Origin of the sequence: Microbacterium sp. BWT-B31 (assembly GCF_041379855.1) — a bacterium.
Classification (GTDB): Bacteria; Actinomycetota; Actinomycetes; order Actinomycetales; family Microbacteriaceae; genus Microbacterium.
This window is the reverse complement of record NZ_JBFECU010000005.1, coordinates 149,581-163,336: the sequence shown is the minus strand read 5'-3', so window position 1 is coordinate 163,336 and position 13,756 is coordinate 149,581. Positions and strand designations below refer to the sequence as shown.

Genomic DNA, 13,756 nt, shown 5'->3' with positions numbered 1-13,756 from the left:
CCATGCGGGCGGCCGTGCTGCACGCATTCGGCGACCTGCGCATCGACGAGAGGCCCGTGCCCGAGCCCGGTCCGGGCGACGTGCTCATCCGGGTCACGGTGTGCGGGGTGTGCGGCAGCGACGCGACCGAATTCGGCCGCGGGCTCGTGCTCGCGCAGCCTCCGGTGACGCTCGGGCACGAGTTCGCCGGTGTCGTGGAGGCGATCGGCGCGGGCGTCGAGGCACTCGCGATCGGCGCATCCGTCGTGTGCGGCGCGGGCGTCTCGTGCGGCGCGTGCAAGCCGTGCCGTCTGGGCCGCACGAACCTCTGCCGCAGCTACACCACGATCGGCTTCCACCACGACGGGGGCCTCGCCGGCTACGTCGTGGCCCCGGCATCCATCGTCCTCGACGTGACCGCGGCCGCCCTGGCCCCCGACACCCTGGGGCTCGCGCAGCCGATGGCGATCGGCGTGCACGCGACGCGCCGCAGCGGACTGCGCGAGGGACAGGATGCCGTCATCGTCGGCGTCGGCGGCATCGGCGCGTTCATCACCGTGGCCGCCGCAGCCACCGGTGCGCGCATCCTCGCCGTCGACCCCAACCCGGCGCGGCTCGAGCTCGCCCAGCGCCTCGGCGCGACGGCCGGACTCGTGGCCGGGGCGACGCCGATCGCCGAACGCCTCGATGAGCTGGGCATGGACGCCGACGTGTTCTTCGAAGTGAGCGGATCGGCGCCCGGGCTCGCCTCGGTGCTCGAGGCCGCCCGGCCGGGGTCGACGATCGTGCCCGTCGGTGTGCAGCGCGGCGAGGCGCCGGTGCCGCTCGGGCGCTGGACGCTCAGCGAGCACACGATCGTCGGCACCGTCGCGCACGTCTTCGGCGACGACTTCCCCGAGGCGATCCGCCTGCTCGCAACGCGCCCGGACTGGTCCGACATCGCCGGCGAGGTGCTGCCGCTCGACGAGCTCGTCGACGACGCGCTCACTCCCCTGCTGCGCGGCGGCTCGACCCGCATCAAGACGCTCATCGACCCGTGGGCCAGAGCGCGCCGCCCCGCCGTCCACACCCGATAGGACGGCGGCAAAGCCGCGCCGCCCTCTCCTCATCTTCCCGAAAGCGCCTGCCCTCAGCGATCGCGCAGCGCGGCGATCACGGGACGCCGGTCCAACGGCCGGTCAGGCGCCGAGGTCGTCCATCGCGCGCAGCACGTCGACGGCAGAGGCCGGGGCCGCGCCGGGCTCAGCGGCGGCAGAGCCCGGAGCGTCGGGCAGCGCCTGGTTCTGCTGGCGGCGACCCACGACGAACCACACCCCCTTGGCGGGCACCGAGCCGCGGTTGGAGTAGAGGTGCGGGCGCACCGAGTCGAACTGCAGCGAGTCGCCCGGGCGCAGCACGTGCTCGTCGAACTCGAGGTGCAGTGTGAGCTCGCCCTCGACGAGGTAGGCGTATTCGACGCCGGCGTGGCGCATGAGCTTGCCCTCGACCGAGCTCGACGCCCCCGGCTCGTAGGTCACCAGCAGCGCGTCGGCGGGACCGCCCGCGCCGGCGGCGAGCCGCTCCCACCGCACGCCGTTCTCCATCTCGATCACGGGGTTGTCGGCCGCGCGCTGCACATCGGGCAGGGCAGGGCCGGTGTGGCCGAACAGCGGCGCCGGCTTCGAGCCCGGCGCCTGGATGCCCAAGAGCTCGTCGAGCGAGACGCCGAGGTGGTTCGCGAGCGCGTACAGCGTTGCCACCGACGGCTGGGTCTTGCCGATCTCGACCTGCGAGATGAGGGATGCCGACACCCCGAGCGCCTGCGCGACGCTGCGCAGGCTCATCCCGCGCTGCAGTCGCGCCTCGCGGATGCGTGCGCCGAGCATGTCCGGCATTGCGTGTCCCCCGTCCCGGCCGGACGACTTCGCCGCGCGCCGTCCCGTCATTGTAGAGCCAGGGTGCTCGCCACATGTCCAGTCAGAGCCGATGCCGATCGACGAACCGGCGGGACGAGGCATCCGCTGGCCTGCATTCGCGTGAATCTGCCTGCAACACGCCACGACAGACCGTTAAGCTATGCTTCACACGCGCGAGCGACACGCCGCTCCCGACGGAGGAGGACTCGATGAAGAGCACCGGCTCGACCGGAACCAACGCCGTCGACTGGGAGGAGCGCGTCGACATGGAGCGGCTGCGCGACGATCGCCTCGCGCGGCTGAAGGCGCAGCTGGCGGCATCCGATCTGGGCGCCGTGCTCGCGTTCGACTTCTCGAACATCCGGTACATGAGTGCGACGCACATCGGCACGTGGGCGATGGACAAGCTCATCCGGTTCGCGCTTCTGACCCGCCGCACCGACCCGATCGTGTGGGACTTCGGGTCGGCGGCGAAGCACCACGCGCTGTACAACCCGTGGCTGGACGTCACGACGTCGGAGCTCGACGCCGACCCCCACGCCCCGCACGAGGGGGCGAAGCGTCCGCGGCTGGAGTCGGGCGCGCGCGCGGGCATCTCGACGCTGCGGGGGGCCTTCCCGCCCGACGCAGAGATCGCCACCGACCTCGCCCGCAAGATCAAGCGCGAGCTCGAGAAGTTCGGCGTCGCGAACGAGCCGCTGGGCGTCGACGTGATCGAGCTGCCGGTGCTCATGGCGCTGCAGCGCGAGGGCATTCAGGTCGTCGACGGCCAGCAGGTGTTCATGGAGGCGCGCCGCATCAAGACGGGCGACGAGATCCGGCTGCTCACGCAGGCCGCGTCGATGGTGGATGCCGCGTACGAAGAGCTGTACCGGTTCCTGCGGCCGGGCGTGCGCGAGAACGAGGCGGTGGGCCTGGTCGCCAAGACCCTGTACGACCTCGGCTCGGAGTACGTCGAGGGCGTCAACGCGATCTCGGGCGAGCGGTGTTCGCCGCATCCGCACGTGTTCTCGGACCGGCTCATCCGCCCGGGTGACCCGGCGTTCTTCGACATCCTGCACAGCTGGAACGGCTACCGCACGTGCTACTACCGCTGCTTCGCGGTGGGCTCGGCGAGCTCGGCCCAGCGCGACGCCTACACCCGCGCCCGCGAGTACATGGACCGCGCGATCGCGCTCGTGAAGCCCGGCGCGACGACGGCCGACATCGTCGAGGTGTGGCCGACCGCGCAGGAGTTCGGCTTCCCCGACGAGATGGCCGCGTTCGCGCTGCAGTACGGGCACGGCGTGGGCCTGTCGATCTGGGAGAAGCCGATCTTCTCGCGCCTCACCTCGCTCGAGCACCCCGAAGAGATTCAGGAGGGCATGGTCTTCGCCCTCGAGACGTACTGGCCCTCCGCCGACGGCTGGGGCGCGGCGCGCATCGAAGAGGAGGTCGTCGTCACCGCCGACGGCTGCGAGGTCATCACGAAGTTCCCCGCCGAAGAGCTGCTGGTGGCCGGCTCCCGCTACATCGCGGTGGGCGGACCGCTCAGTCTCGAACGCGACTCTCAGTCGCACCGCAACACCGTGTGGGGCCGGGGCGAGGCGTGAGCTCGAACGAACACGGCGGCGCGACGCTCGGCTTTCTCGGGGTCGGCACGATGGGCGCTGGCATGGCCGGTCGCCTGATCGCGGCAGGGCACGACGTCGCCGTGTGGAACCGCTCGCCCGAGCCCGTCGAGCGCCTGGTGGCCGCGGGGGCGCGGGATGCGGCATCCGTCGCCGGCGCCCTCGAGGCCGACGTCTCGTTCTCGATGCTCGCGAACGACGAGGCGGCGCTGGCCGTGCTCACGCCCGACGCGATCGCGCACGCGGCCGGGCGCACGCACGTCATGATGGCCTCGATCAGTCCCGCGCTGTCGGATCGATTGACGGATGCCTTCGCCGCGGCGGGCGCGAGGTACGTGGCGACCCCCGTGCTGGGGCGTCCCGAGATCGCGGCGGCGGGTCAGCTCAACATCCTGGCCGCCGGCGACCCGGCCGCCCTCGACGACGTCGAGCCGTACCTCGAGGCGATGGGCAGGCGCGTGTGGCGGCTCGCGGATCGCCCGTCTGTCGCGAACGCGGTGAAGGCGGCCGTCAACTACGACATCATCCACGCGCTGCAGGCGATCGGCGAGTCGGTCGCGATGACCGAGCGGCTCGGCGTCGACCCGGCCCTGTTCACCGAACTGCTGTCGAGCACGCTGTTCGGCGGCGTCGTCTACACCGGGTACGGCGGCATGATCGCGCGGCAGGCGTACTTTCCGCCCGGGTTCCAGATCGCCCTCGGCCGCAAGGACCTCGACCTGGCCGCGCAGGTCGCCGAGGCCACCGGCGTGCGACCGGCCACGATGCCGGCGCTCATCGAGGTGTTCGAGAAGGCCCTCGCCGACCCTGAGCTGCGCGGCGCCGACTGGTCGGCGATCGCCGAGGTGTCGCGGCGCGACCTGTGACCCGGGGTCGCGGGGCGTCGCCGGAGGCCGCGGGCGGCGGCCTGGTCCCCGTTACAGCAGCGCCGAGCCGCGGTCGACGTAGAGGTTGACCGCCGAGACGCCGCGGTTGCGCAGCAGGAACTGCACCGCGTCGACCACGTCGGCCATCGTCGCCAGCTCGCCGCCGGGCGTGTGCCGCTTGTAGCCGTCGAGCACGCCCTCGGGCTTGCTCGCCCAGAACGGGCTGTCGCCGATGATGCCCGGGTGGATCGCGTTGACGCGGATGGGGGCGAGCTCGAGCGCGAGCGAGGTGAGCAGGCCCATGACTCCGCCGTTGATCGACGAGACGGTGGTGGATCCCGGGTACGGAAGGTCTTTCGCGCGCCCGCCGAACAGCACGATGCCGGTGTCGACGGTGGGCTCGAGGCGGTCCAGCAGCGCGTTCACGGTGGCGGCGTAGCCGACGAGCTTCAGGGTGACCAGGCGGATCGCCCGATCGATGCCGTAGTCGCGCACGGTGTTCGCGTCGCGCTCGATCGCGGCGAGGACGAGCCCGTCGACGCGGCCGACCGATGCCAGCTGCCCCGCGATCGTGGCGGGTTCAGAGATGTCCAGTGCCACTGGCGTGGCCTGCGGCCCGAGTCCTGCGGCGATCTGCGCCGTGCGGGCCTTGTCCCTGCCGGTGATGACGACGCGGTCGCCGCGGGCGATCGTGTCCTTCGCCAGTTCGAGACCGATGCCGGACGTGCCGCCGACGATGACGATGTTCCTGTCGCTCACGCGTGCTCCTCGGGTGTCCGCGTCGACGTTGACAAAGCGGGACTGGACACCAGTGTTCAGTATTGCTAAACCTGAGTCAAGCTGACCGGCTCGGCCGGATGCGACCCGCGCACCCCCCGACGAACGGCCCGCGCTGCGATGGCGCAGCACCTGACGGCAATCAAGGAGGATGAGCGTCACATGTCCGGCACCCCAGCCCCCGCCCCCAACCAGCCCATCGTTTTGCGCAACGGCATCGTGCTCACGATGGACGACTCCCACACCGTGCTGCCGCAGGGCGACGTGCTCGTCAGAGACGGCAGGATCGCCGAAGTGGGCGTCGGCATCCAGGCGCCGGACGGCGCGTTCGAGATCGACGCCAAGGGCGGCATCCTGATGCCCGGCATGGTCGACACCCACCGCCACATGTGGCAGTCGGCCATGCGCGCGTACGGCGCCGACTGGACGCTCACGCAGTACTTCGTCTGGTACTACCTCGAGCACGGCATGAAGTTCCGCCCCGAGGACATCGCCGCGGGCAACCTCATCTCGGCGCTCGACGCGGTCGAATCCGGCGTCACGACCAGCGTCGACTGGTCGCACGGCCTGCGCACGCCCGACCACGGCGAGGCCGCGCTCGAGTCTCTCGCGACCTCGCCCGGCCGCTACGTGCTCGCCTACGGCAACCTGGCGGGTGCGCCGTGGGAATGGTCGCAGGATCCGGCCGTCCGCTCGGTCATCGAGCGCGCGCGCGACGACTCGCGGCTGTTCGGCGCGCAGCTCGCGTTCGACGTGCCCGGCGACGAGAGCTTCCCCGAAGCCCCCGCGTTCGCCCTCGCGCGCGAGCTCGGGATCGACGTGACGACGCACGCGGGCGTGTGGGGTGCCACGGGCGACAACGGCATCCGGCTCATGTACGACAACGGCGTCATGCAGCCGGGGTACATCTACGTGCACGCGGCCACGCTGAGCGACGACTCGTACATGAAGATCGCCGCGACCGGCGGCACGATCTCGCTCGCGACCGAGAGCGAGCAGACCTGCGGTCAGGGCTACCCGCCCTCATTCGCGCTGCGCAAGCACGGCATCCCGGCGTCGATGTCGATCGACACGAGCGTGTGGTTCTCGGCCGACATGTTCTCGGCGATGCGCACGACCATCGGCGCCGACCGCGCCCTCGAGCACTACATCGCGCACCAGTCCGATCAGACGATCACCCACGCCACCATCCGCGTCGAGGAGGTCGTCGACTGGGCGACCCGCGGCGGAGCCAAGGCCCTCGGCAAGTGGGACCAGATCGGCAGCCTCGAAGCCGGCAAGCTCGCCGACGTCGTGCTCATCAAGAACGACGCCTCCCCCACGATGGTGCCCATCGTCAACCCCTACGGCCACGTCGTGTACCAGGCCGGCCGCGGCGACGTGCACACCGTGCTCGTCGGCGGCGCGCCCGTCAAGTGGGAGGGCAAGCTGTGTTCGGGCGACCTGCCGGGCGTGCGCACGAAGCTCGAGAACACGATCGAGTACCTCAAGGCCGAGCTCGGCGAAGAGACCTGGAAGGCCGGGATGAACCCCGAGATCCCCGAGGTCGAGATCCTCAGCAACCCGTACCAGTACCGCCGCGCCGACGCGCGCTGAGCAGCGGCAGATACCCTCGGGGAGTGACCTCGCCCGAACCCCGCGACGCACCGCTCGTGCGCATCGCCGCAGGAGCCGTCCGCGGATCGTGGCGACGCGCGGGCGCCGCCGACCGGTCGGCGGCGTTCCTCGGCATCCCGTTCGCGAAGCCTCCCGTCGGAGACCTGCGCTTGGCCGCGCCCGTGCCGCCGGATCCGTGGGAGGGCGAGCTCGACGCGACGGCCTACGGCGCGACGCCGCAGCGCGGCGACCAGGGCATCACCCTGATCCCCGAGCCCTCGATCCCCGGCCCGTCCACTCTCAACGTCAACGTCTACACCCCCGCCCCGGGCGATGCGGCCGCGCTGCTGCCGGTGCTGGTGTGGATCCACGGCGGGGCGTTCGTCTCGGGGTCGCCGGCGAGCCCGTGGTACGACGGTCGCGCCTTCGCCCGCGACGGCGTGGTCACGGTGACCATCTCGTACCGGCTCGGCTTCGACGGGTTCGGCGCCGTCGCCGGCGCCCCGTCGAACCGCGGCGTGCGCGACTGGCTCGCCGCCCTGGAATGGGTGCGCGACAACATCGCGGCGTTCGGCGGCGACCCGGGCCGGGTCACGATCGCCGGGCAGTCGGCGGGCGGCGGGGCGGTGCTGACACTGCTCGGGATGCCGGCTGCCCAGAGCCTCTTCCACCAGGCGTGGGCGCTCTCGTCCGCGCTCGGCGATGTGCCGCCCGAGCGCGCGAAGACCCACGCGGCGAAGCTCGCCCATCTCGCGGGCGTCGAGCCGTCGCGGGAGGGCTTCATGCGCGCGTCGGAGCGCACGCTGCGCAACCTGCAGCGCGAGGCGGCCGCCACGCCCCGGTCGGGACGGCTCGCCAGCCTGCACGCGATTCTCGAGGACGGCCTCGAGTGGGGCCCGATGATCGACGGCGACCTGCTGACCGGCCCCACCGTCGCGGCGCTTCGCGCGGGGATCGGCGCCGATAAGCCGCTCGTGCTCGGCGCGACCGACGACGAGTTCACCATGCTCGCCGACGACGCGCGGCGAGCGCTGCGAGCCGTGCCGGCCCGTGCCGGCCTGGCCCTTCTGCATGTGCCGCCCGCCGTCGCCCGCGCGTACCTCGCCGCGAACGGCCCGCAGCGCCGCAAGGGCACGGCGGCGGTGCTCGGCCGCTACGCCACCGACGTGATCTTCCGCAGCCTCGTCGTGCGGGTCGCCGAAGCCAGGACGGATGCCGCGCGCGACGCGGCCACGGCGGGCGGGGCATCGGCTGCCGCGACGTGGGCGTATCGGTTCTCGTGGGTTTCGCCCGCGAAGGGCTGGTCGTGCCACTGCCTGGACGTGCCGTTCTTCTTCGACTCACTCGACGCGCCCGGGGTCACGGCGATCGCCGGCCAGAGCGCGCCGCGTGCGCTCGCGGACGCGCTGCACGGGTCCGCCGTCGCCTTCGTGCGCGGCGGCGACCCCGGCTGGACCCCGTGGTCGACGCGCCGCGGCGCGACGAGGGTGTTCGGGGGCGAGGCATCCCGCCCCGACGTCGATCCCGACGGCTACGCGAGCGTGCGCGCCCTCGTCTGACTTCGGGCCGAGAACCGCCGCGACGCGATGCGATGGCATACGGATGCCCCGGCACCGCGTGGTGCCGGGGCATCCGTATGCTTTGCCCGGTGTCAGCTCCGCGCGCGCGTGCGGCGACGTGCGATGGCGATCGCCCCGCCGGCCAGGAGCATCGCGAGCGAGAGGGCGAGGGCCGCAGAGGCCGTGCCGGAGTCGCCGCCGGTGACCGCGAGCCCTCCCGTGATCGTGATGTCGGCCCAGCCGATGAGGTTGCCCTCGGCGTCGAGCACCGCGATGCGGTGCGAGCCCGCGGGGGTGCCCGTCGGGATCGTCGCCCGCACCGTGCCGTCGGCGGCGACCGTGGTCGTGCCGATCAGCTGCGGCGTCGAGTACAGCCACACCGTGACCGTCTCACCCGCGTGCTGGACGCCGACGTCGATCACGATCTGCTGGCCGGGGGCGGCGCTGGCCGGAGCCGTGATCGTGCCGCGGTTGCCCTCGACGAGCTGGTCCCCGGGCACCGGTGTCGGCGTGGCGCCGGGGTCGGTCGGGTCGCCGGGGTCGCCGGGGTCGGTCGGATCGGTCGGGTCGGTCGGATCGGTCGGATCGGTCGGGCCGGTGGCCTCCTCGACCGTCACGGGCAGGGTCACCGTCGTGCCGCTCTCGACCGCGACCAGCGTGAGGGTGTGCGCACCGGCCGCGGTGGCGGCGGGGACGACCGTCGCGACCGTCGCGGCGCCCGCGGTGACCGTCACGGTGCCGATCGACTCGCCATCCAGCCGCACGTCGAGCGACGTGTTCTGCGGCGAGCCGAGGCTCGTGAGGTCGAGCCCGGCGACATCGACGTCGAGCGCAGCGCCCGCCTGGGCCGTGGTCGGCACATCCGCCACCTGCACGGCCTGCCGGGCGAAGTCGGGCGGAAGACCCGGGTTGGCCTGCAGGTAGGCGACCCACGCGTCACGGTCTACGAGGCCCGAGTCGACGTCGTCGGTGCCCTCAGTGAGGATCCGGAAGTTGTCGCCGCCCTCCAAAAGGAACGAGAACGTGCCGATGCGGTACGGCGCGGCGGGGTCGATCGGCTCGCCGTCGACCGTGATCGACGTGATGTGCGAGCCCTGGGCGGCAGCCGGGTCGAACGTGTAGGTCACGTTGTCCGACAGCCCGAGCTGCAGATACGGACGGCTCGGGATCGTCCCGTCGGGCAGCACCTGCCACTGCTGCTCGAGCAGCGTCTTGACCTGCGCGCCGGTGAGCGTCGTGGTCCACAGGTTGTTCGCGAACGGGAGCACGCTGTTGGCCTCGGCGTAGGTGACGACCCCGTCGGGCGCCTCGAACAGCTCGGCCCGCAGGCCGCCGGGGTTCACGACGCCGATCTGCGCGCTTCCGTACGCCGGGGCGGCCAGGGTGTCCACCAGGGCGTCGGCGACGAGGTCGCCCAGCGTCGACTCGCTCGCCCGGTCGTCACGACCGGTGGTCGGCAGCGGCCCGGGGCCCGTGTAGCTCCCGCCGACGAACGACCCGCCCGCGAAGGCGGTGGTGATGTCGGCCGTGATCGAGCCGACGCGCTCGGTGCCCACCACGTCGGCCACATCCAGCGCGGCATCGACGATGCCTGCCACCTCCGCGACCCGCGGGTAGGTCGTAAGGAGCGTCGCCTCGGGGGTCGCCGTGCGGGGGACGTTCGCCTGCGTGTGCGCGGTCACCTCGTCGGCCACCGGGTCGTACGTCAGCACGACCTTTCCGATGAAGTCGCCGTACGAGCCGGTCTGCACGATCGGCCGCGTGCCGCTCTCACCGGGCACCGGCGCCTCCCACGCGTACTGCTTGTGCGTGTGGCCCGTGAAGATCACGTCGACCGCGGCCGAGGTGTCCTCGACGATCGCCGCGAACGGACCGCCCGCCGCGACCTCCTGCTCGAGCGTGGCGCCCTCGGGTGTGCCGGCGCCCGCGCCGTCGTGGTACTCGGCGACGATGACATCCGCCTCGCCGTTGCCCTCGTCGCCATCGGTCAGCAGCGCAGCGACGCGGTTGACGGCCTCGACGGGATCGCCGAAGTCGAGGGTCGCGATGCCGCCGGGGCTCACCAGCGTGGGCGTCTCCTGGGTCACCACGCCGATCACGCCGACCGTGACCCCGCCCATGTCGAGCAGTTCGTACTCGTCGAGCGCGGGCGTGGTCGTGCCCTTCAGGTACACGTTCGCACCGAGGTAGCTGAAGTCCGCGGCGGGGATCACCCGGTCGGTGAGGTCGGCGAACCCGCGGTCGAACTCGTGGTTGCCCACCGCCGACGTCTGCAGGCCCAGCGCGTTGAGCACATCGATCGTCGGCTGGTCCTCGGCCACGGCCGACGCGAACAGCGACGCGCCGATGTTGTCGCCCGCCGACAGGAACGCGACGGGGCCGGATGCCGCGGCACGCTGCTCCTCGATCGTGCCCGCGAACTTCACCGTTGTGTTCGTGTCCATCGTCCGCGGCGGGCTTCCGACGATGCGCCCGTGGAAGTCGTTGATGTTGAGGAACGTCAGGTCGATCGGCTCCGTCGGCTCCGCGCTCGTGCACGACAGCGTGCCGGCGCGCAGCGAATGGCCGTCGGTGTCGCCGTCATCGGTCCACACCACCTCCTGCGCTCCGTCGACGCACGTCGAGAACGGGGCGATGGCCATGCCCTCGTTGTTGAGGTTCGGCATTCCCGCGGGACGCGCATACGAGTGCGCGACCTCGAAGTCGCCGTCTGCGACCGTCAGGAGGTTGTAGACGCCTCCGCAGCTGTCGTCGCACAGCGCCCACAGGGCGCCGCGGTCGGCGTCGTAGGCGACGTCCATCGACCAGGGGAAGCCGGAGCGCTCGACCTTCACCTCGACCGGTGCGGAGCCGGGAACGAGCGAGAAGAAGTGCAGCGCACCCGTGCCCTCGACCGCGGTGACGAACAGCCCGGACGTCGGCTGGTCGCCCGCCGTGTACGCGGCGCCGTCGACCTCCCATCCCGAATCGACCAGGAACCCGTCGGGCACGTAGGCGATGCCCTCGAGGCCGAGGTTCGTGCCGGTCGTGACGAACCCGTTCACGTCCCACTCGGCGGTGGCGACGAGCTCGGTCGTGGCATCGGTCACCCCGCTCACGTCGAACCGCGCGATCTTGTTGTACGAGGTGTCCTTCGCGCGTGCGTTGTCGCGCTCGGAGGTCACGTAGACCGCGCCGTCCGGGCCGACCGCGACGCCCTCGGAGTCCAGCTCGCCGCCACCGTCGGCGAAGCGCAGCGGCAGGCCGCCGTCCCACTCGGGGAAGGTCTCGTAGACCCCGCCCACCTTGTGCATCTTGAACAGGCGGCCCTTGTTCATCGCCACCCACAGGATGCTCGGGTCGCTCGGGTCGAACGTCGCGCCCGACACGTCGCCCTCGTCGTTGGCGTCGAGGTCGGTGAAGGCGTCGACGCCGTCGACGACCGAGATCTCGGCCGCACCCGGCCACGCCTCGGTGGTGAGCGCGGGGCACGCGTTGGCGGCATTCCACGTCGCCGTGGGGGTCTCGACGTACGAGACGGCACCGAACAGCTCGCAGCGGCTGTATGAGGCGATGCCGTCCTCGAACCACGTGTGACCGACGACGCTCGCGCCGTCGCTCGGCCGGCGGATCGTCAGCGAGTCGGCGCTGTCGAGGCCGACGATGCCTTCTGCGACGTAGAACGCCCCACCCGCCAGAGTGGTGCCGGCCGGAACGGTGTGGACCACCGCGGCGCCCGCGTCGACCAGCTCCCAGCCCGAGATGTCGACCGGCTCGGTGCCGGTGTTCAGCAGCTCGGCCTTGCCTGCGACGTTCGAGACCTCGTTGAGGACGACCGTGGTCGACAGCGCGCGGAACTTCGTCTCGCACGAGTCGGTGTTGTCCTGCCCGAAGCTGTTCTCGGTCACGCTCCAGAACTCGTCCGAGCCGTCGGGGCACGCGGCGAAGGCGACCGCGGCGGACGCGAACGTGTCGGACACGCCTGCGGTGCCGTCGCCGTACGCCTGCTCATCGACGAGCTGGCGGGTCGCGGCATCCGCTCCCGGGCCGTAGATCTTCACCGAGTCGCCCTCGCCCGACAGGCCCTTCTTCGACGAGAAGGCGACGTAGCCGCCCGCCGGGATCACCCAGGACGACGCCGGCTGGAACGCCGCGCCGTCCCACACCTTGAGGTCGGCGAGGGTCAGGGGCGAAGCGCCGGATGCCGCGCCGCTGTCGGTCTGGTACCAGCCTTCGATCGTGACGTCGTTCTCGCCCGTGTTGACCAGCTCGATCGCGTCGCCGAAGCCGGGGTTGCCCTCGTCGTCGTCGTTGAGCGAGGCGATCTCGTTGATCTCGATGTCGTCCCAGTTGGGGTCGAGCGTCGCCGGCGGCGCCACCGTGCAGACGTTCGCCGCACCGGGGGTCGGCGTCGTCGCCTGGAAGGCTCCGCTGCCGTCGGGGCAGCGCCCCCACGTCGTGGCGTGGGTGCCGGCCGGCCACGTGGCGCCGTCGACCAGGGTCACCCCGTCGGGAAGGTAGAGGTTCGCCTCGTCGCCCTTGCCGAGCCCGGCTGCGGTGTAGTCGATCTTCAGGAAGCCGCCCGCCGCGATCGCCGTCCCCGCCGCGATCGTCTGGAGGTGGGTGGGGTCCGAGACGCGCGCGTTGTCGGAGAGCAGCCAGCCCGAGACATCCACCGCCGACGCGCCGGTGTTGGTGAGCTCGATCCAGTCCTCAGGGTCGGAGCTGACCTCGTTGATGCGGATCTGGTCGGCACCGGGCGTCGCGGGGCAGCTGTTCGCCGCGCCGGGCGTGGCCGCGGTGTTCACGACGAACGGGCCCGTGCCCTCGGGGCACCGGCCCCACGACGGCGTCGCGTGCGTGTCGGCGGGCCACGTCGTCGTGTCGACCTGCGTGCCGTCCGGCAGCGCGATCGAAATCGAGTCGCCCTTGCCGAGGCCGAAGCCGCCGGTCGGAAACTGCGTCGTGTCGTCGGGGTGGAAGACGTAGTGCTCGCCCGGCTCGATCACCGTCGAGGCGGTCGTCAGAACGAGCGGCGTGTGGGCCGCGTCGCCGTCGACGGCCGTCCAGCCGGCGATGTCGACCGGGTCCGAGCCGGTGTTCACGAGCTCGACGAAGTCGTTCCCGTCTGAGAAGACCTCGTTGATCACCAGGTCGGTGACCGCGGCCGTCGCGGGCGTCGCGGCCACGAGGGGGGCGGCGACGATCCCGATCACGGCGGCGAGGGCGATGAGCGCGCGCGAGCGCGGGCGGTCGGGCAGGCTGGAACGCATCGATGTGCACCAATCGACGAGCGGGCTACGGGTTGCTGCCATCGAACCGATGCGAAGCGAATTCCGAGTGAACGGCCAGTGTCCGCGCGGCGGCGCGCAGGAGGATGTCAGATGACGCGCCCCGCGGCGCGTCGCCGGCGGGTGCCCGCACGCCGACCGAGTGCGCCCCGCGTTCGCCGCGTGCGGATGCGCGGGCAGCGCACACACGGATCGCGACGGCCG

8 protein-coding genes are annotated in these 13,756 nt (G+C 72.0%); 5 read left to right on the top strand and 3 right to left on the bottom strand.

The genetic code is table 11. The features are described 5' to 3' along the window. The first annotated feature begins 2 nt into the window (after positions 1–2). On the top strand, positions 3–1,055 hold the full coding sequence (locus AB1K54_RS07680; RefSeq protein WP_371202199.1) for a zinc-binding dehydrogenase: 1,053 nt from the start codon (positions 3–5) through the stop codon (positions 1,053–1,055). A 102-nt stretch (positions 1,056–1,157) separates the two neighbouring features. Here the strand turns inward: AB1K54_RS07680 and AB1K54_RS07675 are convergent, their stop codons facing one another. Further along, positions 1,158–1,853: a helix-turn-helix domain-containing protein gene (locus tag AB1K54_RS07675; protein ID WP_371202154.1), complete on the bottom strand. Its 696-nt coding sequence runs from the start codon at positions 1,851–1,853 to the stop codon at positions 1,158–1,160. Between the two features lie 230 nt (positions 1,854–2,083). On the opposite strand from AB1K54_RS07675, the gene AB1K54_RS07670 reads away from it, so the two are divergent. Both AB1K54_RS07670 and AB1K54_RS07665 read left to right on the top strand, forming a co-directional pair. Then, positions 2,084–3,466, top strand: a complete 1,383-nt coding sequence (locus AB1K54_RS07670; RefSeq protein ID WP_371202153.1) for a M24 family metallopeptidase — start codon at positions 2,084–2,086, stop codon at positions 3,464–3,466. Beyond that, positions 3,463–4,350, top strand: coding sequence for an NAD(P)-dependent oxidoreductase (locus AB1K54_RS07665; RefSeq protein ID WP_371202152.1), 888 nt, complete (start codon positions 3,463–3,465; stop codon positions 4,348–4,350). Before AB1K54_RS07670 ends, AB1K54_RS07665 begins: the two co-directional genes overlap by 4 nt. Positions 4,351–4,401: 51 nt before the next feature. On the opposite strand, the gene AB1K54_RS07660 is transcribed toward AB1K54_RS07665, so the two are convergent. Further along, the gene (locus AB1K54_RS07660) at positions 4,402–5,109 is read right to left on the bottom strand and encodes an SDR family oxidoreductase (protein ID WP_371202151.1); all 708 of its coding nucleotides are present in this window, start codon (positions 5,107–5,109) and stop codon (positions 4,402–4,404) included. Between the two features lie 180 nt (positions 5,110–5,289). Between AB1K54_RS07660 and AB1K54_RS07655 the strand changes: the two genes are divergently transcribed. Together AB1K54_RS07655 and AB1K54_RS07650 are read left to right on the top strand one after the other, a co-directional pair. Then, positions 5,290–6,723 carry an amidohydrolase family protein gene (locus AB1K54_RS07655; RefSeq protein WP_371202150.1) on the top strand — a complete coding sequence of 478 codons (1,434 nt, stop codon included), beginning with the start codon at positions 5,290–5,292 and terminating at the stop codon, positions 6,721–6,723. 23 nt (positions 6,724–6,746) lie between these two features. Next, positions 6,747–8,282, top strand: coding sequence for a carboxylesterase/lipase family protein (locus tag AB1K54_RS07650; RefSeq protein ID WP_371202149.1), 1,536 nt, complete (start codon positions 6,747–6,749; stop codon positions 8,280–8,282). Positions 8,283–8,374: 92 nt separating this feature from the next. Here the strand turns inward: AB1K54_RS07650 and AB1K54_RS07645 are convergent, their stop codons facing one another. Next, a complete protein-coding gene (locus tag AB1K54_RS07645; protein ID WP_371202148.1) occupies positions 8,375–13,534 on the bottom strand; it encodes a lamin tail domain-containing protein in 5,160 nt (1,719 codons plus the stop codon). Positions 13,535–13,756 lie beyond the last annotated feature (222 nt).

Excerpts from the sequence above, each read along its gene's own strand:
- AB1K54_RS07670 (WP_371202153.1), top strand. The coding sequence starts at position 2,084 with ATGAAGAGCACCGGCTCGACCGGAACCAACGCCGTCGACTGGGAGGAG.
- AB1K54_RS07675 (WP_371202154.1), bottom strand. The coding sequence starts at position 1,853 with ATGCCGGACATGCTCGGCGCACGCATCCGCGAGGCGCGACTGCAGCGC.
- AB1K54_RS07655 (WP_371202150.1), top strand. The coding sequence starts at position 5,290 with ATGTCCGGCACCCCAGCCCCCGCCCCCAACCAGCCCATCGTTTTGCGC.
- AB1K54_RS07645 (WP_371202148.1), bottom strand. The coding sequence starts at position 13,534 with ATGCGTTCCAGCCTGCCCGACCGCCCGCGCTCGCGCGCGCTCATCGCC.
- AB1K54_RS07680 (WP_371202199.1), top strand. The coding sequence starts at position 3 with ATGCGGGCGGCCGTGCTGCACGCATTCGGCGACCTGCGCATCGACGAG.